Below are 23,893 nucleotides of genomic sequence, written 5' to 3'. Positions count from 1 at the left end.
CCACGTGATTCGCCCTCGACACGAGAAGGAGATCCTCGATGAGCGTGAGCCTCTTTGACCTGTTCAAGATTGGGATCGGGCCCTCGAGCTCGCACACCGTCGGCCCCATGCGGGCCGCCAAGGAGTTCGCCGACGAGGTGCTCGCGCACCCCACGATCGGTCCCGATATCGCCGACGTCGAGGTGCATCTTTATGGCTCGCTCGCCGCTACCGGCATGGGCCACGGGACTCTTGATGCCGTCGTCCTCGGTCTCGAAGGGAACGACCCCGCGACGATCGATCCCACCGAGGCGTGGGCGCGTGCGAAAGCAATCGATGAAAGCGGCGGGCTTATGCTCGGTGGGCGCGTTCCCGTGAGTCTTCGCCCCTCCACGATCGTCTTGCACCCGCTCACGTTCCTTCCCGAGCACTCGAATGGCATGACCTTCGCGGTCCTCGATGAAAGCGGCAACGAGCTCGAGAAGCGCACGATGTTTTCGATCGGTGGCGGCTTCGTTGTGGACAAAGAGGAGCTTGTGGCCCAGCAGGCGTCGGAATCCGCCGCCGAGGTAGAAAATCCAGCCGAGGACGAAGCGAAGGCGAAGCCGATCTTCGAAAGCGGCGAGGAGCTTCTTCGCGTGTGCGAGGAACACGGCTTCACGGTGTCGCAGGCGATGCTCATGCGCGAGCGCCAGTGGCGAACCGAGAGCGAAATCCGCGAGGGGATTCTCGAGATTTGGGGCGTCATGGAAGCCTGCATCGAGCGCGGCATGCACACGACGGGTGTGCTTCCGGGTGGCCTCAACGTGCGCCGCAGGGCCGCGAGCTGGCACGAAGCCCTTCAGCTCGAAGACCCGAATCATCGCGCCGACAACGCATTCGAGTGGGTAAGCCTCGCCGCGCTCGCGGTCAACGAAGAAAACGCGGGTGGCGGGCGAGTCGTGACCGCGCCCACGAACGGTGCGGCAGGCATCATTCCCGCGGTGCTCTACTACGCTCTCACATACCTTCGCTACGACGACCGCGAGGACATGATCGTGCGCTTCATGCTCGCGGCAGCGGCTTTCGGGTCGCTGTGCAAGGAACGCGCGTCGATTTCGGGCGCGGAAGTTGGCTGCCAAGGTGAAGTTGGGTCGGCAAGCTCAATGGCCGCCGCGGGCCTCGCCGAAGTGATGGGCGCGAAACCCGGACAGGTGGAAAACGCCGCCGAAATCGCAATGGAGCACAACCTTGGACTCACGTGCGACCCGGTGGGAGGCCTTGTGCAAGTGCCGTGCATCGAACGCAATGCCATGGGCGCCATCAAGTCCATCACCGCCGTGCGTTTCGCCATGCGAGGCAACGGCGAGCACTTCGTCTCTTTCGACACCGTGCTCGAAACGATGCGCCGCACGGGCAAAGACATGAACGAACGTTACAAAGAGACGGCGATGGGCGGCCTCGCCGTCACCGTCCCCGTGTCTTTGCCCGCGTGTTGAGACTCGTGGGCTACCGTTAGAGACGATTGCCTCGCGCCACCGCGGCGCGGCTTCCAGTACAGAAAAGGACGGCTACGGCTCCATGAACGATTCAGCAAGTGGCGACATCAACGACGATTTCGCACCCGGTGAGAGCCCCGAAGAACTCGCGGCAGCAGCGGAAGTTGCCCCCGAGGCGAAAAAGCGTAACGACGATGAACGCGCGACGCTCACCGAAGTGGCGAACTCCCTCGGCATCACCGCCGCGGTTGCGCTTCGCGCGCTTCGCGGCGAATCCGATATCAACTCCAAGCTCGTGACATCGGTGCGGGAGACTGCCGAGCGCCTCCAATACCCGCTCGAGGACCTCACGAGCGAGGATGACCGCCGCGGTGTTGTCGCGGTGCTCGTCAACACGATGCGCAACACGTGGATTTCGGACATCGTGCGCTCGATCCGCATCGAGCTCGCGGCAACCGGCCGCCACGTTGTCGTCGTCCCGACTCGCCGACGCATGCCCGAGTACCCCGTCACCCTCGAAGAGGAAACGATCTCCGCGCTCACGGCGCTCGGTGTTGACGGCTTCATCATGGCCAGCGAGCTTCCTGAGCTCGACAAGGTGTTCGAGGCAATCGGTAACCGACCCCTCGTCGCGATCGGGGGCTCTAAGGAGCGTATCGGCAAATCCGACACGGTTCGTATCGATGATGAGGCCGGCTTCGGCCTGCTCGTTGATCACCTCGTGAGCCTTGGTCACAAAGAGATTGCGCACGTGGGCGGTGTGGGCTACGCGGTTGCAAAGGAACGCGCGGCAGCCTTCAAGGCTGCGATGAAGCGCCACGGCCTCGAGCAGCACGCGCGAGTGGAGCCCGCCGATTTCAGTGAGCAAGTTGGCCAGACTGCCGGATCGATGCTTTTGCGAGGTAGCCAGGTTCCCACTGCGATTACGTGCTCGAATGACGTGACAGCCGTAGGACTGCTCTCTGCCGCTGCTGATGCTGGGTACGACGTTCCGGCGCAGCTCGCTGTCACGGGTTACGGCAATACCTCACTCGCGTCCTCCGGGATTGCGCAAGTGACGAGCATCGACCCGAACTCGCGCCGCATCGGTGCGCTCGGGGCGCAAATGCTTGTCGAACGCATCGGCGGATACGAGGGGCCTGCCCGAGACACCGCAGTTTCCCCGCATCTCATCGTCCGCCGCTCGTCCTCGGCCGGCCCCCGCCCCGAGCAGCAGCGCCGCCGGCGCGTGACGATCGACTGAACATCACACCACCATCCGGAGAAAACCCTTCGAATCCCCTGAACCTTTCCGGGGCCGCATTGATAGGCTGAGTGCATGATCAACTCCTCGAACGACCGCTCTTCGAACGACCGTCGAACGAGCACAACCTCGCGGTCGATTGGCGAACTTGTCGCCTCGATCAAGAACGAATTCACCTCCGTGATCGATCAACAAATCGCGATCGCGAAGAAGGAAATCACCGGAATTGCCATCAAGGGCGGCGCGGCCGCGGCACTTGCTGCAGTTCTCGTGTTCTTCCTTTTGAGCGCGTGGGTGATGTTCCTCTTCTTCTGTGCATGGGGTCTCGTAGCCCTCGGGCTGCCCGCGTGGGCATCATTCCTCATCGTGTGTGGCTCGCTCGTGCTCCTCGGCGTCATACTTGGCCTCATCGCGTTCCTCCTCGTCAAGAAGATCACCGCCCCCGAGGTCACGATCGAAACGGCGAAGAGTGCCGTCGATTCGGTTCAGGGAAAGCGCCGCGCGAACTCCGTGGACTACGACGACGCGTTTGAAGAGCTCTACGGCAAGCAGGTCAGCGCCGCAACGCCGCGCGAGATCTAAACCATCACCACCGAGAAGCGAGGGGCGCCGCGAGTGCTCCTCGCTTTTTCGGTACCCACGAGAGGCTAGGCTAAAAGACGTGACTCTACGACTTCATGACTCGAAGACCAGGACCGTTTCGGATTTCACGCCACTCAAGGAAGGGGAGGTCTCGCTCTACGTGTGCGGGCCCACCGTCCAGGACGGCCCTCACGTGGGCCACATTCGCACCTTTTTGGCCTTTGACGTGCTCGTGCGATGGCTGCGGAGGAGCGGCTATCGCGTCACGTATGTGCGTAACGTGACCGACATCGACGACAAGATCCTCGCGCGCGCGGTTGAAGAAGGCGAGGCATGGTGGAAGTGGTCGTATGCAAACGAGCGCAAGTTCGGCGAGATCATGGACCGCCTCGGCGCAGTGCGCCCCGATTATGAACCGCGCGCTACGGGGCACGTTACCGAGATGATTGATTTCATGCAGCGTCTCATTGAACGGGGCCACGCTTACGCCGACGGCGAGGGAAGCGTGTACTTCGACGTCTCCTCACTTCCCGAATACGGCTCTCTCACGAACCAGTCAATCGGGAACATGGTTGACGACGCGGAGGCCGCCTCGAACCTCAAACAAGACCCGCATGACTTCGCCCTGTGGAAGAAAGCGAAGGAGGGCGAGCCAGAGACCGCGAAATGGTCCACCCCGTTCGGCGAGGGCCGTCCAGGCTGGCATCTCGAATGCTCGGCGATGGCGAAGAAGTACGTGGGGGAAAGCTTCGACATCCACGGCGGGGGCCTGGACCTTCGCTTCCCGCATCACGAGAACGAGCAAGCCCAGAGCTACGGTGCCGGGTATGGCTTCGCACAGCGTTGGATGCACTCGGGCATGCTCACAGTCGACGGTATGAAGATGGGCAAGAGCCTCGGCAACTTCATCACGGCCGAGGACGTTCTCGAGAAGCACTCAGCGGCCGCCGTGCGCCTAGCGATCGTGGGTTCTCACTATCGCACCAACGTGGAGTTCAACGAGACAACCCTAGCGGAAGCGGAAACCGTGCTCGAGCGTCTTCGCGGCTCGCTCACGCGTGCCCTCGAAGCACTCGAGCAGGCTAAAGCACTCGGTGAGCTTCGCGAGCCGGGTGAAGGCGCACTTCCCGAACGCTTTATCGAGGCGATGAATGACGACCTCGGCGTTGCAGATGCTCTCGCCGTGATCCACGAGCGGCACGGGCAGCTCAACACGCTTCTTGCGAGCGCGACGGTCAATGCGAGCGAGGTCGCGCATGCCGTAAACGAGCTGCGAGACATGCTCGACGTGTTCGGCCTCGATCTGCTCGGCGCGCAATGGGCCGAAGAATCAGGGGCAAACGGGGCGGAGCACGAGGCGCTCGACGCGCTGATCCGCGCTCAACTCGAGGAACGCGCCGAAGCACGCAAGAACAAGGACTGGGAGAGGGCCGACGCGATCCGCGATCGCTTCGCCGCCGCAGGCATTCGCATCGAGGACTCCGCGGGCTCCTCCCGCTGGAGCCTTACAAACTAGGAGAGACCATGGCAGGACACAAGAGCTCCCGCAAGGGCCCCAAGGTTGGTTCCGGCGGCGTGCGCCGCCGCAGGCTCGAAGGGCGAGGCCCCACTCCCAAGGCAGAAGATCGCCCTCATCACAAGGCCTACAAGGGAGGCCGCGACACCGTCGGAAAATCCGGTGCGAAGACGGGCAAGCGCCGCCCGCAGCGCAAATCGCCCAAGGACGCCGCGAACCGTCCCACCGTGATCGCGGGGCGCAACTCCGTGCTTGAAGCGCTTCAGGAGGGTGTAGAAGCGCTCTCGCTCACCCTCGCGATCAGGCTCGACGCCGATGAGCGCGTGCGAGAGATCATGCGCCTCGCTCACAAACGAGGGCTGCAACTTCACGAGGCAACCCGACCCGAGCTCGACCGCCTCACCGACGACGCGATTCACCAGGGCGTCGCGCTCACCCTCCCGCCTTACGAATACGCAAGCCCTGCCGACCTCCTCGATATAGCCGCGGACGATTTCGATACACCCCTGCTCATCGCGCTCGATGGCATCACGGATCCGCGTAACCTCGGTGCGATCCTCCGAAGCGCCGGCGCTTTCGGTGCGCATGGTGTGATCATCCCCGAGCGTCGCAGCGTGGGCATGACGGCGAGCGTGTACAAGGTCGCGGCGGGCGCCGCCACGCGCGTGAAGGTCGCACAGGTCACGAACCTCAACCGCGCGATCGATTCGCTCAAGAAGCAAGGCGTATTCGTCGTGGGGCTCGATGCCGATGGGGAGCTTGAGCCGCGGGACATGGACCTCGCGACCTCTCCGATCATGCTTGTCGTAGGAGCTGAGGGCAAGGGGATTTCCCGACTTACGCGTGAGAAGTGCGACGCGATCGTGTCGATTCCCATGGCGGCCACGACGGAGTCTCTCAACGCCTCGGTTGCCGCGTCGATCGTGCTTTATGAAATCGCGGGAACGCGCGCACGCACCGGGCGCGCCTAGCGCGAGCTGGGCTTAAAACTCCGTGTCGGTCACGATCGGGATCGCTGAGGTCTCGGACGTGATGAGGGCGCGCTCGTCCTGGCGGTAAGCGAGGACGTTCAAGATGTAGTCCTGGACGGCTTTATCCCACGTGACGTCCGTGCCGAGACGCTGGGACATGAACCACTTGTGCTCGAGAAGCTCGTGGTAAAACTCTGGCGCCGGAAGCTTCTTCCTCATCGCTCGCGGGATCGCCCGCACAACTGGCTCGTATTGTTCCTGGAGCCACTCGTGGGCGACGAACTCTTCTTCTTCGCCCTGCTGATTGGTGAGGGCGCGGAACTGATCGAGGTCGTTGAGGAGCCGTCGAGCTTGGTTCTCCTGGGCATCGATGCCCGTGAGACGCATGAGGCGCCTTCTGTGGTGGCCCGCATCCACGACCTTGGGTTGTACCGTCACGGTCGTGCCGTCGAGGTCCGTTGTCATGTCGAGTTCATCGACATCGAAGCCGAGTTCATTGAGTTTTTCGATACGCGCGCTCACGCGCCAGCGTTCGTTCGCGCTGAAGGTCTCGCGTCCAGTGAGGGCGTCCCACAGCTCGTTGTAACGCTCGAGAAGGAGATCGCCCACGGCGATCGGGTCAACATTTTCGGGCAGCTGTTCGGCTGCCTGAAGATCGAGCATTTCTCCAACGATGTTCGTGCGCGCGATGTCGAGGTCGTACTCGCGCTGGCCCTTGGTGAGGTGATCTTCGAGCTGGCCCGTTTCGACGTCGACGATATAGGCCGCGAAGGCGCCCGCGTCGCGCTTGAAGAGCGTGTTGGAGAGCGAGACATCGCCCCAATAGAAGCCCACGAGGTGGAGGCGCACGAGCAGAACTGCGAGGGCATCCAGGAGCTTGCGGGCTGTGTCTTCGCTATTGAGCTGCGAGAAGACAGCCCGGTAGGGAAGTGAGTATTGGAGGTGGCGGGTGATGAGGATGGCGTCGAGTTCGTGACCATCGACGGATGATTCTCGCCCGCTTACGACAGCGAACGGCTCGACGGCAGGGATTCCCAATTTTCCGAGCAGGCGCAGGGTCGTGAACTCACCCCGTGCAAGATTGACGTTGATCTCTTTGAGCGCGAGAACTCGCCCGCTTACGCGCGCGAAGCGCACGACGTGGCGGGAAATACCGCGCGGGAGTGAGGCGAGGAGGGAATCGGGCCACTCGGCTAGTGGCAGGCTCCACGGCAGATCGAGGAGTGCCTCGTCCGCTCGCGCTGCGGAGATCTCGATGGGTGCCATGTCTCCTATTCTCCCCTACTCTCGGGGTGGGTATGCAAAGAAGGCACGCGATTCGCGTGCCTTCTTTGTGAATGTTTCCTCGTGGAAGGAAAGGAAACGATCAGTCACCGAGTCGGTTGCCCGACTTCAGATCAAACAGGTGCACGTGATCGGCCTTCGGGTGGAAGTGCACGGTCTCGCCCTTTTGCGGAGGGCGGCGGCCATCGACACGGGCGATGATCGGCTTGTCCGTCTCGCCAGCGCCAGCGAGGCGACCGTAGACGTAAGCATCGGCACCGAGAACCTCAACCATGTCGACCTCGACGGGGAGACCATCCGAGGCGAGCTCGAGATCCTCGGGGCGAACGCCAACCGTAACGGCCTTCTCGTTCGACTCCGAAAGGGTCGAGCGATCAACCGGGATCACGGAGCCACCGAAGGCGACGCCCTGATCGGTCAGGGGCTGCTCAACAAGGTTCATGGCGGGCGAGCCAATGAAGCCAGCGACGAAAACGTTGTTCGGGTGATCGTACATACGCTGCGGCGAGTCGATCTGCTGGAGCACGCCACCGGCGAGAACGGCGACGCGGTCACCCATCGTCATAGCTTCGGTCTGGTCGTGGGTCACGTAGACGGTCGTGACGCCGAGGCGGCGCTGGAGCGACGCGATCTGAGTACGGGTCGACACACGGAGCTTTGCGTCGAGGTTCGAGAGCGGCTCGTCCATGAGGAACACCTGGGGCGAACGCACGATCGCGCGACCCATGGCGACACGCTGGCGCTGACCACCCGAGAGAGCCTTCGGCTTGCGGTCGAGGTACTGCTCAAGGTCGAGAATCTTCGCGGCTTCTTCAACGCGCTTGCGGATCTCATCCTTCGGCGTACCGGCAATCTTGAGAGCGAAGCCCATGTTGTCGGCAACCGACATGTGCGGGTACAGGGCGTAGTTCTGGAACACCATCGCGATGTCGCGATCCTTCGGCGGAACGTTGGTGACGTCGCGATCACCGATGAAGATGCGGCCAGCGTCGATTTCTTCGAGACCGGCGAGCATACGCAGCGAGGTGGACTTACCGCAGCCCGAGGGGCCGACGAGAACGAGGAATTCGCCGTCTTCGATCTCGATGTTGAGGTCGTCAACCGCGGGCTTATCGCTGCCCGGGTAGATGCGGCTTGCGTGGTCGTAGATAACCTTTGCCATGGGTATTCCCTTCACCGGCAGGTACGTGCCGGACGATCCGTTGTGAAGTAACAACCAGCGTTCCTTGCTGGCGTGGACATAACAATACCTCACTGTGGCGCTGGCCATACGGGACGCGCCGAATGGTGATCGTGGCGTTTCGGCTTGGGAGGGCCCGTAGGGTGGTCGGGGAGTCCGACGCTTGCCCCGGTCGCACCGATCCGTAGTTCTGCGAGCTGCAGAGCGCGGCGATGCGAGGAAGCGGGACTGATCACGAAGCGATGGTGACGAGAGTGAAAGGCGGCGGTCTCATGACGAGCCTCGCGGAATTGATTGAGAAGACCCTCGCAAAGCGGGGGAGTGAGAGTGAACCGCTCAGGATTGTGCAAGCGGGTCATCCGGCCCTTCGGGCGAGATCAAAGAACGCCGCGCGTTTGCTTGATCCGGAGCTGCTCAGTGCGTTCATCGATGCGCTTGTTGTGACGATGCACGAGGCCCCGGGCGTCGGTGTCGCTGCCCCGCAAGTGGGGGTGCCTATTCGACTCGTGGTGATGGAAGACCGGGTGCACGAAGAGGGCGAAGAGCGCGATGCTGACGACGATCGCTACGAGCGCGACAACCTTCCACTCATGGCCGTGATTAATCCTCGTTACGAAGAAGTGGAGGGGGAGGACACCGTGACTTTTGGGTGGGAAGGATGCTTGAGCGTCGATGGCTGGCGCTCGCTCGTACCTCGCCCGAAAAGTGTGCGAGTATTCGGGACCGCGATTCTCGCGGATGGTGAGGTTCGCGAACTTGACGAGGAGTGGACTGGCTGGAGCGCCCGCATTTTCCAGCACGAGAGCGATCATCTCGACGGCATCTTGTGCCACGATCGCGGTGTCGATCGTTCGTTTGTGCAAGATTCCTACTTGCACCGTTACACGGACCTTTCAGACGCGGTTCGTTACCTTGGACTGCGCGGCGACGTGGTGAACCTCGAACCCGGCGCCGTCGATCTTCACCGCACGCGGGCGTGAACGTGCCCGAAAGTGCTCGATAGCGTCCACGAAAAGGAGAGCAATGGCCTCGAAGGACCTGCGCACATCGAAGAAATCGAGCGGGAAGGGCAAGGGCGAGGATTCGGTCCTCGATGACAAGCAGTTTGAACTTATCGATAGAGCCCTCGCCATCCAGGGGCCGATTGCCCGCAAATACGTCGATTCGCTTCGCCGTAAGAACCCCACGTGGAGCGACGATCAGATCATTGCCCGGCTTGAAGGCCACTTCACGAAGCTTGCCGTGGCTACCGGCATCGGCATCGGCGGAACGGCAGCACTTCCCGCAGTCGGCACCGCAACCGCCATAGCTCTCACCGCAGGCGAAGGCCTTGCCTTCGCCGAGGCATGCGCCTTCCTCACCCTTGGTATCGCCCACGTGCGTGGCGTGGACATGAGTAAGCCGTCGGTGCGCCGCACGGTGATCCTCGCGATCCTCGGCGGTGAGCGAGGAGCGGAGATTGTGACGAAAGCGCTCGGGAAGAACGGACTTCAATGGTCGACGGTTCTCGATGGCATGGCGCCGCCGTTTGTTGCCGACGCGGTGAATACTCAGGTCAATCGCTGGATCCGTCGCACCGTGACGCGCCGATTTACGGGCCTGTGGGCGGGGCGCCTCATCCCGTTCGGCATCGGTGCCGTGATCGGGGGCCTCGGCAATAAGGCACTCACGAAGACCGTGATCGAAGCCGCTCGCGAGGTCTTTAGCCACGCCGACGAGCCGGTTTCTTCCACGCTCGTCGAGAAATCAGAAAGCAGTGCCTACAACGACGACACTAAGGGTGACGCCTAGTCCTCAAAGCGTGCCGTAGATAAAAGGCGCTTCCGGGTCTTCCGGAAGCGCCTTTTGTCTCAAGCAGAATGCTCAGATGTCCTGCGTGAACTCGTTTTCGTGTTCGGTTCCCTTTGCGCGGCGGTAGGAGGCGCGGATTTCCTCTTCGGCGTCGTCGCGGCCCTCCCAGTGAGCTCCTTCGACGCTCTTACCGGGCTCGAGATCCTTGTAGACCTCGAAGAAGTGCTGAATTTCGAGGCGGTGGAACTCGGAGATATCGGTAAGCTCTTGGCGGCGAATCTGGCGTTTATCGCCGACGGGGACCGCGACGATCTTGTCGTCGCCGCCGGACTCGTCACGCATGCGGAACATGCCGAGTGCGCGGCATCGGATCAGACAGCCGGGGAAAGTCGCCTCTTCGAGGAGAACGAGCACGTCGAGCGGGTCGCCGTCCTCACCGAGAGTCCCTTCGATGAACCCGTAGTCATCGGGGTAGCGGGTTGCCGTAAAGAGCATGCGATCGAGCCGGATTCGACCATTGTGATGGTCGACCTCGTACTTATTGCGATTTCCCTTGGGGATCTCGATCGTGACGTCGAATTCCACGTGTGTGACTCCATTGCCTAAGGTATTTCTTGTCTCTGAGGGGCTCGCCCTCTGCGTGCCACAATAGCGAAGATCCTCGTGCGCGGGCGGCGTTACGGGGTGTGCGCTATCCGCGCATGCGTAAACTTTGCACGAAGTCACAGACACATGGGTGCGCAGGACGGGCTTTTCAAGCTGGGAAGGAGCAGGAACAGATGGGGAATTCGAAGACCGTCGAAGTCGTCGCCGCAATCCTTGCGTTCGCGCTCCCCGTAACCTTTTACACGTTCGGGGACCTCGTCGATGCCTTTCCCGGCATTCTCACCGTTCGTACGGAAGACACGGTCGATCCGGAAGGTGTTCCGGCCAAGGGAGAGGCGTGGCCGCGTGCGGAGGACGCGCGGCCGATTGACGCTGCGTCACCTGTGTCAAAGGTCAGCGGTGAACAAATCAATGCGGCTGTTGAAGCGCTCCCACAGCTCGGAGCGTACTCGGGAAAGCTTTCGTATGCGATGGTCGATGCGGAAAGTGGTGAGGTGATTGCCGAACGCGATTCCGGCGTGAACCTTACCCCCGCCTCGACCATGAAGCTTCTCTCAGCGCTCGCGGCGGCGAAGGCGATGGGTCCCGATGCGACTTTCACGACGCGCGCCGTGCTCGATGGCGAGCGAATTGTGCTCGTGGGGGGTGGTGACAATTTACTCACCGTGAAGCCGAACGAAACGAAAGAGGGGATCGTCCGGGCGTCACTGGCCTCACTTGCGGATCAAACCGTTCAGAAGCTCAAGGCAGAGGGGCGCACGAGCGTGGCGCTCGCGTTTGACGACTCTCTTTTCGGCAATGACCCATTGAATCCTGCCTGGGGCGAGAATGGCCCCGCTGGCGGCTGGGTTGCCCCAATCACACCGCTTGGAGTCGACGGAGGCCGCGCCGACGGCACGAAATACGGCGCGAAATCCGCGGATCCTTCACTCGATGCGGCGAAGGCTTTCGCAAAGCTCCTCACCGAACGAGGGATCACAGTCGAGGGAGACCCGGTACGAGCCACGGCGCCTGACGGCGCTCGAGAACTGGGGACCATTCACTCCGCACCCTTGAGCGATTTGATCGCGCACACTCTTCTTTATTCCGACAATTCTCTCGCTGAAACTCTCGCACGCCTCGCTGCGGTGCGCACGGGGCATCCGGGAACCGTGGCGGGAGCACGACAAGCCGTGAAAGCTGAGATTGACGAGGTCGCGCGCGAGGGGGGCTTCTCGATCGAGGGGCTCGTCATCGCCGATAACTCGGGCCTTTCGAAAGACAATCGAATTTCACCGTCGCTCCTTGCGCATTTGACGGCATGGGCGTCGGGGGAGGCCCCGCCCGAGATCAGGGACACGTTTGCGCTCGTCCCCATCGGTGCTCTCACGGGGACGCTCAAAGAACGCTTTGGTGAGGTCGGTGCCGAGGAAGCCCGCGGCGTCGTGCGCGGCAAGACCGGAACGCTCTCGGGAACCTCAACTCTCGCCGGTACGACAGTTCTCTCGGACGGTCGTGTGGTTGGCTACGCGATTTTCGCGTACGAGTCGAAAGCTAACGGGTACGGTGAAGCGCGGGCCCTCGTGGATTACGTCGCGAGCGCGATGATTTCGGCGGGGGGTCCGACGCCTGCCGGCCTCTATGACGCCCCGAAGTCACCCGTCGACGCTGAGCCCGCAGAAGGGCAAGGTCAGTGAGCGGACCTCCGGAACCCGTTGCGCGGGCGCGAGTCGCGGTGAAGACCGCCCTCGTGGCGAGACTCGAGGAATGCGCCGACCGTTCCGATGGCGCGCAGCTCGCGCCACGCATCCTCGTTGGCGTGAGCGGAGGCGCAGATTCTCTCGCACTCGCCGCGACGACGCAGTGGGTCGCCTCGCGGCTGGGTCTCGAGGTCGAGGCGGTGCTCATCGACCACGGACTTTCCGAAAACTCTGCTTCGGTCTCCGAGCGAGCCGCGATTCAGTGCGAGCGGCTCGGCCTTGCGCGGTGTCATATCCGCCGGATCCATGTGGACTCGTCGGCAGAGGGCGGGCTCGAAAACGCCGCGAGAGTCGCTCGTCACGAGGCCTTCGACGACATGCTCGAGGAACGCGCGGCTCTCGCCCTTCTCCTCGGTCATACGCTCGATGACCAAGCTGAGCAGGTTCTTCTGGGGCTCGCGCGCGGCTCGGGTGCGCGCTCTCTCGCGGGGATCCCGAGAAAGCGCGGGGGGCTTCTTCGCCCGTTCCTGGGCACGGGGCGAGATGAGAAAACTGGGCTGTGGCGGCGTGACACGCGCGCAGTGTGCGACGCGCTCGACCTTGACGTGTGGAACGATCCGATGAACGACGACGAGGCATATTTGCGAGTCGCCGCACGCGCGCGGGCGCTGCCGATGCTCGCTGAAGTCTTCGGAGATCAGATCGCGGCGAATCTCGTACGTACGGCCGACCTTCTTCGTGATGATGCCGACTACCTCGAAAAAGAAGCGGAAGAGACGTTTGCTGGCCTGCGTCGGAACCCCCCGAGCGCAACCCCCGGACTGCTCGCGCTCGATGCCTACGCTCTAGCCCCCCTTGACCGTGCGTTGCGCACCCGGGTGATCAAACGCGCAATCGCTAAGGCGAGTGCGCTCGCGGGCGCGAGTTCCGGCAAGTCGCTTCTTCGACGTCAGATCCTTCACGTTGATTCGCTCGTCACCGCCTACCGAGGTCAGGGCCCCATTCCTCTTCCGGGTAAGATCGAAGCGATACGCGACGAAGGACTCATCGTTTTTCGTGCGGGAAGCACCGGCTTCCCCGGCACGCCGCGCTGAGCTTCTCGCGACCTCGACAATGCGACGCACCGGGAAGGGGCCCCATGACCATGGATGAGGATGTCGAGCGCATCCTGCTCGATGAGAAGACGATCCGCGAGCGCATCAGTGAACTTGCCGCAGACATTGACCGTGACTACGAAGGCGAGGCCCCGATCCTCGTCGGCGTCCTCAAGGGCGCCGTCATGGTTGTCGCTGACCTCGCCCGCGCGATCACGCTCGATGTCGACATGGACTGGATGGCGGTGAGTTCGTATGGCAGCGGAACGAAGTCTTCGGGTGTCGTGCGCATCCTCAAAGATTTGAACGCCGACATCACCGATCGTCACGTGCTCATCGTTGAAGACATCATCGATTCGGGCCTCACGCTTAGCTGGTTGCGCACGAATCTCCTCTCGCGCGGCCCGAAGAGCGTCGAAATCTGCACGCTCCTGCGCAAGCCCGAAGCGGTCAAAGTGGATATCGACGTCAAATACGTGGGCTTCGATATCCCGAACGAATTTGTGATCGGCTACGGGCTCGACTACGCCGAAAAGTATCGAAACCTCCCCTATGTCGGCATTCTCAAGCCGGCCGTCTACGCCGATTGAGAACATCGGGGTTTCTGACAGGCCCGGCCCAGCGATTCGGGGTAGATTCACGCTCATTAATGACATGCGCGAGGCAATCGCCCCGCCCGACAAGAACGTAAGAATTAGCACTTCACATGGCAGAAAAAAAGAAATCGCCCGTCCGTAACCTTTGGCTGTGGAGCCTCGCGACCCTCGCGATTGTTCTCCTCGCACTGAGCATTTTCGGCCGCGGTGGATTCCAGGAGATCGATACCGAACAGGGGCTCGCCCTTCTCAAAGGCGACACCGTTGAGCAAGCGGAGATCATTGACGGCAATCAGCAGCGCGTCAACCTTGTGCTCACGAAGGACTTCAAAGACAAGGGCAAGCGCGTTGCGTTCTCGTATGTGACGGCGCGCGGTGACGACGTCGTGAAGGCCGTGAACGAGGCCGAACCGTCGAAGGGGTACACGGATAAGATCGCGACCCCCTCATGGTGGGGGCAGCTCCTACTCACGTTCTTCCCGCTTCTCGTGATCCTCGGCCTTTTTTGGTTCTTCATGATGAACGCCCAGGGTGGCGGCCGAGCGATGCAATTCGGCAAGTCGAAGGCGAAACTCTTCAACAAGGACATGCCCAAGGTGACGTTCGAAGATGTCGCGGGCGCCGATGAGGCTGTCGAGGAACTGGACGAGATCAAGCAATTCCTCGTGAGCCCAGAGCGCTACCACGCCGTCGGCGCGAAGATCCCGAAGGGCGTGCTTCTATACGGTCCCCCCGGCACTGGTAAGACCCTCCTCGCGAAGGCCGTTGCGGGCGAGGCTGGGGTACCGTTCTACTCGATTTCGGGTTCGGATTTCGTCGAGATGTTCGTGGGCGTTGGCGCGAGCCGTGTGCGCGACCTTTTCAATACGGCGAAGGAAAATGCTCCTGCCATTATTTTCATCGACGAGATCGATGCCGTCGGTCGTCACCGCGGTGCTGGCATGGGCGGCGGTCACGACGAGCGTGAGCAAACCCTCAACCAGATGCTCGTCGAGATGGATGGCTTTGAGGAGAACCAGAACGTCATTCTTATTGCTGCGACGAACCGCGTGGATATCCTCGACCCTGCCCTCCTTCGACCCGGTCGTTTCGATCGGCAAATCGCCGTTGAAACCCCCGATCTCAAGGGTCGCCGCAAGATCCTTGACGTGCACGCGAAGGGCAAGCCGCTCGCCTCTGACGTTGACCTTGACAACATCGCGCGCCGCTCGATCGGGATGAGTGGTGCGGACCTCGCAAACGTCCTCAATGAGGCCGCGCTCCTGACGGCGCGTTCCGGCAACCAGATCATCGATATGCGCGCCCTCGATGAAGCGATCGACCGTGTGTCGATGGGTCCGCAGCGCTACTCGAAGGTCATGAGCGAGCGCGAGCGCCAAATGACGGCGTACCACGAGGGCGGTCACGCACTCGTTGCCGCAGCTCTCAACAATTCCGCCCCCGTCACGAAGGTCACGATTCTGCCACGTGGCCGCGCGGGCGGATACACGATGGTCGTGCCGACGGCCGATCGCAACTATCAGAGCCGAAACGAGCTCCTTGATCGCCTCGCCTACGCCATGGGCGGTTACGCGGTCGAAGAAGGCATCTTCCACGACGTGACCACTGGACCAAGCTCCGACCTCAAGAACGCGACGAGCATTGCGCGTGCGATGGTCACCGAACTCGGCATGAGCGGGATCGTGGGTCAGGTCGCCTTCGGTAAGGGCCAAGACGAGGTTTTCGTAGGCATGCAGCAGGGCCAGGGCCCCGGTTACAGCGAAGACACGGCTCGCCTGATCGACGAAGAGATTCGTCGCCTCCTCGACAATGCCCTCGACGAAGCCTGGAGCGTCATTAAGACCAATCGCGCGGTGCTCGATCACCTTGTCGAAGAGCTCCTCGAGAAAGAGACTCTTGGCGAGAAGGAGCTCGCGGAGATCTTCAAAGACGTGACGAAGCGCCCGCCCCGTGAGGTGTGGCAGTCGAGCCAGGATCGACCCGTGTTCACCGAACCCCTCGCGGGAAGCGATCGTCCCGGTACGATCGGTAGCAGTGCGCCGGATGGCACAGAGAACCAGCAGGCTGGTGAGGAACTCGGCGGAACACCGCCCGAGCTTCCGCAGCCCGGTGACGGTTCGCCTCACATCCCCGGCGCCGAGTGAAGCGTTTCTCGGATCCCGCGCGAGCAGCGCTTTCGCGAAGAAAGAAGGATTCATGAGCGAGAACCACAGTGCGGTGGAGAGCGTCGACCACGACCGGATTGAGCGCGCCGTGCGCGAGATCCTCGAAGCGATCGGCGAAGATCCACGCCGCGATGGATTGCTTGATACCCCTGCCCGCGTTGCCCGCATGTACGCCGAGGTGTTTCGCGGCCTGCACGAGGATCCTCGCGTCCACATGCAGACCAAGTTCGAGGTCGAACACCGTGAACTGGTTCTCGTTCGTGACATCAGCTTTTACTCGATGTGCGAGCACCACCTCGTGCCGTTCTTCGGGCGCGCCCACGTTGGGTACGTGCCGGGCAAGGACGGCACCGTCGCAGGTCTTTCGAAGTTCGCGCGGCTCGTCGAGGGATATGCGGCAAGGCCCCAAGTGCAAGAGCGCCTCACGAGCCAGATCGCGGACGCGATCCACGAGGAGCTTCACGCGCACGGCACGATCGTGGTGCTCCAGGCAGAGCACCTGTGCATGGCGATGCGAGGCGTGAAGTCCCCAAACGCCGAAACAGTGACGAGCGCCGTGCGTGGCTCGCTCCAGTCCAACGCGGCAACGCGATCCGAAGCCATGAGCCTCATCCTCACGGGCCTACATCACTAATTCTTCATGAGAGCGCCGCTAGCGGCGGGAAAGGACATGACATGAGTGCCGTGCGTTCGATTCTGAACTTTTCGAGCGCGCCCGCTTGGCGCCATGTGGGAGGCCTTCCCGCGTCGCTTTCCTGTGAGCGCACCCTCGTCATGGGGGTTCTGAACGTGACCCCGGATTCGTTTTCCGACGGTGGTCAGCACAACACGTTTGACGGAGCGATCGCGCATGCCGAGCGCCTCATGAAAGAGGGAGCGGACATCATCGACGTTGGCGGTGAGTCCACGCGGCCCGGCGGTACGCGTGTGAGTGAGAGTGAAGAACTCGAACGAACGGTGAGCGTGGTCGCGGCGCTTTCAACGCGCGGCATCCCCGTGAGCATCGATACTATGCGCGCCTCGGTTGCGCGCGCGGCGATTGAAGCGGGGGCGCTCATCGTCAACGACGTTTCCGCAGGCCTCGCAGATCCCGAGATGTTTCAGGCCGTCGCGGGCCTCACGACGAGGCTTGGTGCACCGCCCGTGTACATCGCGATGCACTGGCGCGGTCACTCCGAAGAGGCGATGGCCCGCGCAGGCTACGAAGCGATAGGCGCGGACGTCGCGCATGAGCTCGGGGCGCAGATCGAAAGGGCGATTCGCGCCGGCATTCCGCGCGAAAGTCTCGTCGCTGATCCCGGTTTCGGGTTCTCGAAAACGGGTGAAGACAACTGGGATCTCTACGACCAGATCACCGAGGTTGAGGCGCTCGGGTACCCCCTCCTCATCGGGGTGAGCCGCAAACGCTTCGTGAGCGCACTCGATATTGATCGAGATGCGGGCACAGCAGCGCTGAGCGGCCTCGCTCAGCTTCGTCGCTCGTGGGCCGTTCGCGTCCACGACGTCGCGTCCACTGTTGCCAACATTCGGATCATGCAACGTCTCATGGCAGGCCCTCACGGGCGTGAGATGAGCCTCGGGGCGAGCGTTGCAGACCGCAACTACGGGGAAGGAGAGCGAGCATGACCTGGAGCGATATTGCCTTTGCTGCGCCCGCGGTGCTTTCCCACATTGTGCTCAAAGGTGTTCGCGTGCACGGCAAGCATGGGGTGTTCGACCACGAGAAAGCCGAGGGCCACGATTTTTTCGTTGACGTCGATATGAGCGTGGACACGCGCTCCGCGGGGCGCGACGATGCACTTGAACGCAGCGTGAGTTATGCGGACGCCGCGGCGATCGTTGAGGAAGTCGTCTCTGAAGAGAGCGTCAATCTGATCGAGACTCTCGCCGAGCGCATCGCTATGCGGGTGCTTGAGAACAGTTCCCTTGTGCGCGAGGTAAGCGTGTGTGTGCACAAGCCTTCCGCTCCGATCCCGCAGCCCTTTGCGGACGCGCGCGTCCGCATCATCCGTCGGGCCGAGCCCGTGCGCGCTTTCGTCGCTCTCGGTTCCAACCTCGGCGACAGCGAAGATTTTCTCGCGGGCGCCCTCGTGGCACTCGCGAGGATGCCCGAAACCCGTCTTGTCGCAGCGAGCCGCGTGTTCGAAACCGATCCGGTGAGTGATGTCGACCAGGACGTGTATCTCAACGCCGCGTGCCTTATCGAGACCTCGCTCAGCCCGTGGCAGCTCCTCGATTCCCTTCATGAGATCGAGAACGCTGCGAGGCGAACGCGCACGCTTAGGTGGGGGCCGCGCACGCTCGACCTCGACCTCATTTCGTGGGGCGACTTCGTGAGCGACGATGAGCACCTCACGCTTCCGCACCCGCGCGCGCACGAGCGCGCCTTCGTGCTTGCCCCGGTGCTCGACATCGACCCCACGTGGTGCCTCCCTGATGGCCGACAAGCGTCGGAACTCGTGAAGAGGGCTCCCGACCGCGCGGGCTTGCGACCAGGACCCCGCATTGCGGGATACGCGACCGCTCCGCGCGGGAGTGAAGGAACGCGATGAAAAAGACCCCGGCGCTTCGGCTTCTCGGGATCGCCCTCGTGGCGGGGCTCGGCGGTCATGCGTTCTCTCTCGCGTTTGCGTCGCGCGGCGAGCCCGTGCCCGTCGCGGGACTCATGCCCGGTGCCGTCTTCCTGATCATCGCCGGAATAGTCCTCTACCTCGGGCTTCGCGTGAAGAGGTACCTTGATGAGTCGCGTGAGCGCGCGAAGACTCATCCGCTCACGCCGCGTAAGCATCACATCGATATGGTCGTGGCCTACAGGATCATCCTCGCCGCACGGGCAGCGGCCTACACGGGCGCGATTGGTGCCGGTTTCTACGCAGGCATGTGCACCTACCTCGCAATTTCTGGGGGCGGCACACTCGCTGGAGCGATTCTTCCGCTCGGCTTCGATGCGCTCAGCGCTCTCGCTCTCGCGATCATTGGCCTCATAGTCGAGCGGTGGGGGACCCTCCCTCCGAATGACCGAGGCTCCGGCGGACGCGCCGAGGAGGGCGCGAGCTCGGTGTGAGTCGCCTCGCTGCTGTGTTAGAAAGGTTCCCATGAGTAACTCCGTAGCCCCGATGCCGACCCTCGAGGCCGCCGATGTCGAGCGCACGATGCTCGACGAGCCTTTCTCAGCGACCGATCCGCGCACCGCGCGTGTTTCCCCCAAGCTCGTCAAGGTGCGTTTCCTCGGCAAACTCGCCCGGTGGGTGCTCATGATTGCGGCGTGCATCGCGCTCCACATTGTCACGGTCGTGTTGTCGTGGCCGTGGTGGGTGCACCTGTGCACCATTCCCGTGTACCTCTTCGTGGCCCAGTCGATCGTGTTCACCCCTCGGCGCGCACGCGCTCTTGGCTACCTCACGCGCGAGAACGACATTGTGTTCCGCGAGGGGATTCTTTTCCGCTCTGTCACGATTCTTCCTTACGGCAGGATCCAGGACATCAACATTAACGAGGGTCCGATTGAGCGGGCGTTTGGCCTCTCGACGATCACGCTCAAGACCGCGGGCGGCGCGCTTTCGGATGTGTCGATCCCGGGCCTTGAGCGCCGCGAGGCTGAGCGCATCCGCGACCTCGTGACGCGCGAAGCCCACGAAAAGATGGCGGCGCTGTGAGCGAGGAAAACGCAGCCGTCAGGAACGACCCGCCGGAATCCGCGTACACCCGTTTCCATCCGCTCACACCAATCGTGACGGGGTGGAAGGTCATCGTCGGCCTCATTGCCATCGTGGGGTTCCAAAACTTTGACCTCATCGAGGATCTCGTCACGAACGGCGTTGTTAATACCGAGAACCTCGGACTCATTGCGCTCGGCATTGCGGGGATTGTGGTTGTCGCTGTTCTCTTCGCGATCCTCCCGTGGTGGACGACAAAATACGCCGTGACCGACGAAGGCGTGTTTGTGCGCCGAAAGTTCCTGAGCACATCGAGAAGGATTGCACCACGCCAGCGCATTGATTCCGTTTCCGTCGAACGTCCTTTCGTGGCCCGGCTCGTGGGACTTTCGAAGGTCAAGATTGAACTTGCGGGAGCGGGCGAGTCCCACGTGGATCTCGAGTATCTCGGGAGGGTAAAGGCCGAGGACATCCACTCGACCGTGCTCGAGCTTGCACGCGGGGACGCACAGACCGCGGAGCAGATGCCCGCCGGTGCTGCTCCGGCCGAGTACGCGCCCCTGGCTCCCGAGAGCGAGGGCCCAAGCAGGGTGGAGGAAAGCACTCAGAGCATCGGCGAGCGCGCCAAGTCAATCGCCTTCGACTCGGATTCCGACGGTGAGCTTCTGGCGCGGATCCCCACCTCGCGCGTTCTACATTCGCTTCTGCTCGACATCTCGCTCATGATCGGCATGGCGTTTACTCTCGTCATGACTGCGGTGTGGCTCATCGGTTCGTTCGCGAGCGGAGAGTTCACCTTCTCGGCTGCATCGCTCTTCGCCATCGTTCCCGCCCTTCTTGCCGGCCCGCGCATGATCTTCTCGCGCCTCGAGTCAAGCTGGGGCTTCACGTCGCGCGCGACTTCGGCCGGACTCCGCGCACGCCGAGGCCTAATTAATTCCAGAAGCGACAACCTCACTGCCGCGAAGATCCAGCAGGCGGAGATCTCGCAGCCGCTCCTGTGGCGCTCACGGGGATGGTTCGACGTGTCCGTGAGTACCGCGGGCATGGATGAACTTGAGTCGGTCACGGAGTCGTCTGGCCGCATCCTTCCCGTGGGCACGGCGAGTGAGCTCGACGCGACGCTTACTCACCTCATGCCTCCCACGGGAGACCTCGTCCATCACCGCGCCATGCGCGACGGTTCAGAGGCACCGAGCGCCGCGGTTCTCGGCGTGAGTGACGCGGCCCTCCTCAGAGGTTTCCTCTCAGTTCCGCAGTCGCAGCTTCCGGGAACGCGCCCCTTCCACTGGACGAGCCCGATCTCGCGTCACACGCACGTGTATGCGCTCAGTCGTCACGCGCTTATCGCCCGCACGGGGTGGCTTAAGCGCACTCTCACGGTCATTCCTCGCGACCGCATCCAGGGTGTCGAGATTTCCCAGGGGCCGATCGCACTCCGCATTGGCAGCGCAGACATCACAGTCGCCTATGCGGGCGGCTCCTTTCACGTGAGCGACATCCCGGTTGCGGATGCGGCCGCGCTGTGTGCAAGCCTTGGCGCTGACGCGGGCACATCCCGCCGATTCACCGAACGCGGAAGCTGGCTTGAGCCGCGACTTCTGGGCGGTACCGCGTGAGCCCCTCCAATCCCGCCCGCATGGGCGTGGGCGTCATCTCGGCAGGACGCGTGGGCGCGGTACTTGGCAACGCGCTTCGCGCCGCGGGGCACCAGGTCACGGGGGTCGTCGCGAGGTCCGACGCTTCCCGGGAGAGAGCCGATGTTCTTCTTCCCGGCGCCCCAATCCTCACTCCTGACGAGGTGATTGAGCGCAGTGAACTCGTGATTCTGGCGGTTCCCGACGACGAGCTCGCGCCGCTCGCGTCGAGCCTCGCGAAGCGCGGTATCGTCCCGGGAGCTCAGATCATCGTGCACACGTCCGGTCGCTATGGGATCGAGGTGCTGCGCCCTCTCGAGGAGGCGGGTGCGATCACGCTCGCGCTCCATCCGGCCATGACTTTCACGGGCACCTCGCTCGACCTCGGCAGACTCGTGGGCTGCCCGTGGGCGATCACCGCGCGTCCCATGTTTGCACCCATCGCGAAGGCCCTCGTGCTCGAGCTCGATGGCGTGAGCATCGACATTGCGGAGGGCGATCGCACTGCCTATCACGCGGCTCTCGCGCACGGCTCAAACCATCTCGTAGTGCTCGTGAGCCAGGTGCTCCAGATTCTCGATGCAATCGGGGTCGAAGATCCTTCCGCGCTCGTGGGTCCACTTCTGAATGCGAGCCTTGAGGAATCGCTCAGGCTTGGGCCGGGAGCGCTCACGGGGCCCGTGCAACGCGGTGACGCAGGCACCGTCGAAAACCACCTCGTGGCGATCGAGGAGCTGGACCTGGGGGGCGCGCTGCCCACCTACCGCGCCCTCGCGCGTGCTGCACTCGACATCGCACCGATCGGCGAGAGTGAATATGCCGCGTTAGAGTTGCTGCTGTCGCACGAGAGAAACACGAGGCAGGATTCATGACCACGCTTATCCCCACCGTGAAGGAACTGCAAGCATACAGAGCCTCGCTCAAGGGGAGTGTTGCGCTCGTACCTACGATGGGGGCGCTCCACGAGGGGCATCTCAGCCTCGTTCGCGAGGCGCGCTCGCGCGCGGATTCAGTGATCGTTTCGAACTTCGTGAACCCGCTGCAGTTCGGCCCCGGGGAAGATTACGAGCGCTACCCGCGAACTCTCGAGGACGATCTCGCGCTCGTCGACGATTTCGCCGATGCGATGTTCGCTCCCGAAGTGCGCGACATGTACCCGTATCCGGAACCGTTCAAGGTGGATGTGGGACCTCTCGGCCGCGTGCTCGAGGGTGAGATTCGCCCGGGGCACTTTAGCGGCGTGGCTACCGTCGTTTTGAAGCTTTTCCTCCTCGCTCAGCCGCATATCGCGGTTTTTGGACAAAAGGATGCGCAGCAGCTCGCGATCATTCGGCGCCTTGTGCACGATTTCAACCTTGGAATCGAAATTGTGGGCGTGCCGATCGTCCGTGAGGAAACTGGGCTCGCGCGCAGCTCTCGCAATAGCTATTTGACTGCCAAGGGACGCGAGGATGCCCTCGCGCTTTCCGTTCTACTCTCCAAAACTGTTGAGTGCCCAACGGCGCCCGAGCTTCTCCGGCTCCTTCGCAATAAGGAGAATTCTTCGAGCGTGACGTGGGATTACCGGCTTGCGGTCAATCCCGCGACATTTGAGGAAATTGACGACGCATACGTGGGCGAAGCCCTCGTTTTGCTTGCGGCGAGGGTCGAGGGCGTGCGCCTCATCGACAATGCGAGCGTCAACCTCGTGCCGTCCGGGATTAAGGAAACGGCGTAGGAGGCGGAGAGTGGGAAATATTGACTGGGCCTTTGAGCTCGGGGCGCTTTTGCCCTCGATCGGGATTGGCCTGCTTTTTTGGGTTATTCTTCGGGCGATTCTGCGCGCCGATAAACGCCAGCGGGAGGCCGAAAGAGACGCTGAGCGCGAATACATCGCCGCACACCCCGAGGCCGCACGCTTTGTGCGCAGGAGCGAAACTCCGCGAGCGAGAAACAGCGCCGAAACACCAGAGTCGAAGTAGATAAAAACGGTTCCGAAACTCCATAAGACGCTTGCCAGGATTGGTGAGAAACCCTATCCTGTTTTTTAACCGTTGAAGCATTCGAAAGCTGAATCGGTTGTCCACGGTTCTAAAACATTATGAGGATGGCCTCGATGGCAACTAAGACTTTTACCGAACTCGTCGATGATCTCGATGGTTCGAAGGCTGATCTCACCGTTTCGTTCTCCCTCGAGGGCGTTGATTACGAGATCGACCTATCGAACGCTCACGTTGAGGAACTCCACAGCGACATGACGAAGTGGATCGTCGCGGCACGTCGCGTGGGTGGCCGTGCCCGTCGCAGCTCGCGCACACCGAGCAGTGCGAAGGAAACTGCAAAGATCCGCAAGTGGGCGCTTGACAACAACTACAACGTCTCGGATCGCGGCCGCATCGCTGCCGATGTGCGCGAGGCGTACTACGCGGCTCACGAAAGCTAAGAGAAGCTCAAGAA

General features: G+C 62.4%; 24 protein-coding genes. 21 read left to right on the top strand and 3 right to left on the bottom strand.

Annotated features, from left to right (window positions below):
- The first annotated feature begins 38 nt into the window (after positions 1-38).
- From M3B90_RS07640 to rlmB, 5 genes are all read left to right on the top strand, one after another.
- Positions 39-1,457 carry an L-serine ammonia-lyase gene (locus M3B90_RS07640; RefSeq protein ID WP_259889558.1) on the top strand — a complete coding sequence of 473 codons (1,419 nt, stop codon included), beginning with the start codon at positions 39-41 and terminating at the stop codon, positions 1,455-1,457.
- Positions 1,458-1,539: 82 nt separating this feature from the next.
- On the top strand, positions 1,540-2,700 hold the full coding sequence (locus M3B90_RS07635) for a LacI family DNA-binding transcriptional regulator (protein ID WP_259889556.1): 1,161 nt from the start codon (positions 1,540-1,542) through the stop codon (positions 2,698-2,700).
- Positions 2,701-2,775: 75 nt separating this feature from the next.
- On the top strand, positions 2,776-3,282 hold the full coding sequence (locus tag M3B90_RS07630; RefSeq protein WP_259889553.1) for a phage holin family protein: 507 nt from the start codon (positions 2,776-2,778) through the stop codon (positions 3,280-3,282).
- Between the two features lie 79 nt (positions 3,283-3,361).
- A complete protein-coding gene (cysS, locus tag M3B90_RS07625; protein WP_259889550.1) occupies positions 3,362-4,798 on the top strand; it encodes a cysteine--tRNA ligase in 1,437 nt (478 codons plus the stop codon).
- Between the two features lie 8 nt (positions 4,799-4,806).
- Complete coding sequence (gene rlmB / locus M3B90_RS07620; RefSeq protein WP_259889547.1) at positions 4,807-5,769, top strand: 23S rRNA (guanosine(2251)-2'-O)-methyltransferase RlmB; 963 nt, start codon at positions 4,807-4,809, stop codon at positions 5,767-5,769.
- 12 nt (positions 5,770-5,781) lie between these two features.
- Here rlmB and M3B90_RS07615 read toward each other — a convergent pair whose 3' ends face one another.
- On the bottom strand, positions 5,782-7,035 hold the full coding sequence (locus M3B90_RS07615; RefSeq protein ID WP_259889545.1) for a DUF4032 domain-containing protein: 1,254 nt from the start codon (positions 7,033-7,035) through the stop codon (positions 5,782-5,784).
- Between the two features lie 100 nt (positions 7,036-7,135).
- On the bottom strand, positions 7,136-8,215 hold the full coding sequence (locus M3B90_RS07610; RefSeq protein ID WP_259889543.1) for an ABC transporter ATP-binding protein: 1,080 nt from the start codon (positions 8,213-8,215) through the stop codon (positions 7,136-7,138).
- Between the two features lie 290 nt (positions 8,216-8,505).
- Here M3B90_RS07610 and M3B90_RS07605 point away from each other — a divergent pair, with 290 nt between their 5' ends.
- Positions 8,506-9,213 carry a peptide deformylase gene (locus M3B90_RS07605; protein WP_259889541.1) on the top strand — a complete coding sequence of 236 codons (708 nt, stop codon included), beginning with the start codon at positions 8,506-8,508 and terminating at the stop codon, positions 9,211-9,213.
- Positions 9,214-9,256: 43 nt separating this feature from the next.
- Complete coding sequence (locus M3B90_RS07600) at positions 9,257-10,024, top strand: hypothetical protein (protein ID WP_259889540.1); 768 nt, start codon at positions 9,257-9,259, stop codon at positions 10,022-10,024.
- 72 nt (positions 10,025-10,096) lie between these two features.
- On the opposite strand, the gene M3B90_RS07595 is transcribed toward M3B90_RS07600, so the two are convergent.
- Positions 10,097-10,609 (bottom strand): inorganic diphosphatase, encoded by a 513-nt coding sequence (locus tag M3B90_RS07595; RefSeq protein WP_016664322.1) that lies wholly within the window; start codon positions 10,607-10,609, stop codon positions 10,097-10,099.
- A 194-nt stretch (positions 10,610-10,803) separates the two neighbouring features.
- Between M3B90_RS07595 and M3B90_RS07590 the strand changes: the two genes are divergently transcribed.
- The 14 genes from M3B90_RS07590 (at position 10,804) to M3B90_RS07525 (ending at position 23,879) form a co-directional block, all read left to right on the top strand.
- Positions 10,804-12,306, top strand: coding sequence for a D-alanyl-D-alanine carboxypeptidase/D-alanyl-D-alanine-endopeptidase (locus tag M3B90_RS07590; RefSeq protein WP_259889537.1), 1,503 nt, complete (start codon positions 10,804-10,806; stop codon positions 12,304-12,306).
- Positions 12,303-13,403 (top strand): tRNA lysidine(34) synthetase TilS, encoded by a 1,101-nt coding sequence (tilS, locus tag M3B90_RS07585; RefSeq protein WP_259889536.1) that lies wholly within the window; start codon positions 12,303-12,305, stop codon positions 13,401-13,403. The genes M3B90_RS07590 and tilS overlap by 4 nt, the downstream gene beginning before the upstream one ends.
- A gap of 44 nt (positions 13,404-13,447) precedes the next feature.
- Entirely contained in the window at positions 13,448-13,993 is a 546-nt protein-coding gene (gene hpt / locus M3B90_RS07580; RefSeq protein WP_396122480.1) for a hypoxanthine phosphoribosyltransferase, read from the top strand.
- Between the two features lie 116 nt (positions 13,994-14,109).
- On the top strand, positions 14,110-16,143 hold the full coding sequence (ftsH, locus tag M3B90_RS07575) for an ATP-dependent zinc metalloprotease FtsH (protein WP_259889534.1): 2,034 nt from the start codon (positions 14,110-14,112) through the stop codon (positions 16,141-16,143).
- A 52-nt stretch (positions 16,144-16,195) separates the two neighbouring features.
- Positions 16,196-16,798: a GTP cyclohydrolase I FolE gene (gene folE / locus M3B90_RS07570; protein WP_259889533.1), complete on the top strand. Its 603-nt coding sequence runs from the start codon at positions 16,196-16,198 to the stop codon at positions 16,796-16,798.
- 41 nt (positions 16,799-16,839) lie between these two features.
- Positions 16,840-17,790, top strand: a complete 951-nt coding sequence (gene folP, locus M3B90_RS07565; protein ID WP_259889532.1) for a dihydropteroate synthase — start codon at positions 16,840-16,842, stop codon at positions 17,788-17,790.
- Positions 17,787-18,716 (top strand): 2-amino-4-hydroxy-6-hydroxymethyldihydropteridine diphosphokinase, encoded by a 930-nt coding sequence (folK, locus tag M3B90_RS07560; RefSeq protein ID WP_259889531.1) that lies wholly within the window; start codon positions 17,787-17,789, stop codon positions 18,714-18,716. Before folP ends, folK begins: the two co-directional genes overlap by 4 nt.
- Positions 18,713-19,228, top strand: a complete 516-nt coding sequence (locus M3B90_RS07555; protein WP_259889530.1) for a DUF3180 domain-containing protein — start codon at positions 18,713-18,715, stop codon at positions 19,226-19,228. The genes folK and M3B90_RS07555 overlap by 4 nt, the downstream gene beginning before the upstream one ends.
- A gap of 31 nt (positions 19,229-19,259) precedes the next feature.
- Positions 19,260-19,820, top strand: a complete 561-nt coding sequence (locus M3B90_RS07550; protein ID WP_259889529.1) for a PH domain-containing protein — start codon at positions 19,260-19,262, stop codon at positions 19,818-19,820.
- Entirely contained in the window at positions 19,817-21,439 is a 1,623-nt protein-coding gene (locus M3B90_RS07545) for a PH domain-containing protein (protein ID WP_259889527.1), read from the top strand. Before M3B90_RS07550 ends, M3B90_RS07545 begins: the two co-directional genes overlap by 4 nt.
- 20 nt (positions 21,440-21,459) lie before the next feature.
- Complete coding sequence (locus M3B90_RS07540; protein WP_396122484.1) at positions 21,460-22,329, top strand: Rossmann-like and DUF2520 domain-containing protein; 870 nt, start codon at positions 21,460-21,462, stop codon at positions 22,327-22,329.
- Positions 22,326-23,174 (top strand): pantoate--beta-alanine ligase, encoded by an 849-nt coding sequence (panC, locus tag M3B90_RS07535; RefSeq protein WP_259889523.1) that lies wholly within the window; start codon positions 22,326-22,328, stop codon positions 23,172-23,174. Before M3B90_RS07540 ends, panC begins: the two co-directional genes overlap by 4 nt.
- Positions 23,175-23,184: 10 nt before the next feature.
- Positions 23,185-23,418, top strand: coding sequence for a hypothetical protein (locus tag M3B90_RS07530; RefSeq protein ID WP_259889521.1), 234 nt, complete (start codon positions 23,185-23,187; stop codon positions 23,416-23,418).
- Between the two features lie 134 nt (positions 23,419-23,552).
- A complete protein-coding gene (locus M3B90_RS07525) occupies positions 23,553-23,879 on the top strand; it encodes an Lsr2 family protein (protein WP_259889519.1) in 327 nt (108 codons plus the stop codon).
- Positions 23,880-23,893 lie beyond the last annotated feature (14 nt).

This window comes from Dermabacter sp. p3-SID358 (assembly GCF_025147465.1).
GTDB lineage: Bacteria > Actinomycetota > Actinomycetes > Actinomycetales > Dermabacteraceae > Dermabacter.
The sequence above is the reverse complement of the archived record's forward strand: the minus strand, read 5'-3'. Positions and strand labels throughout refer to the sequence as shown.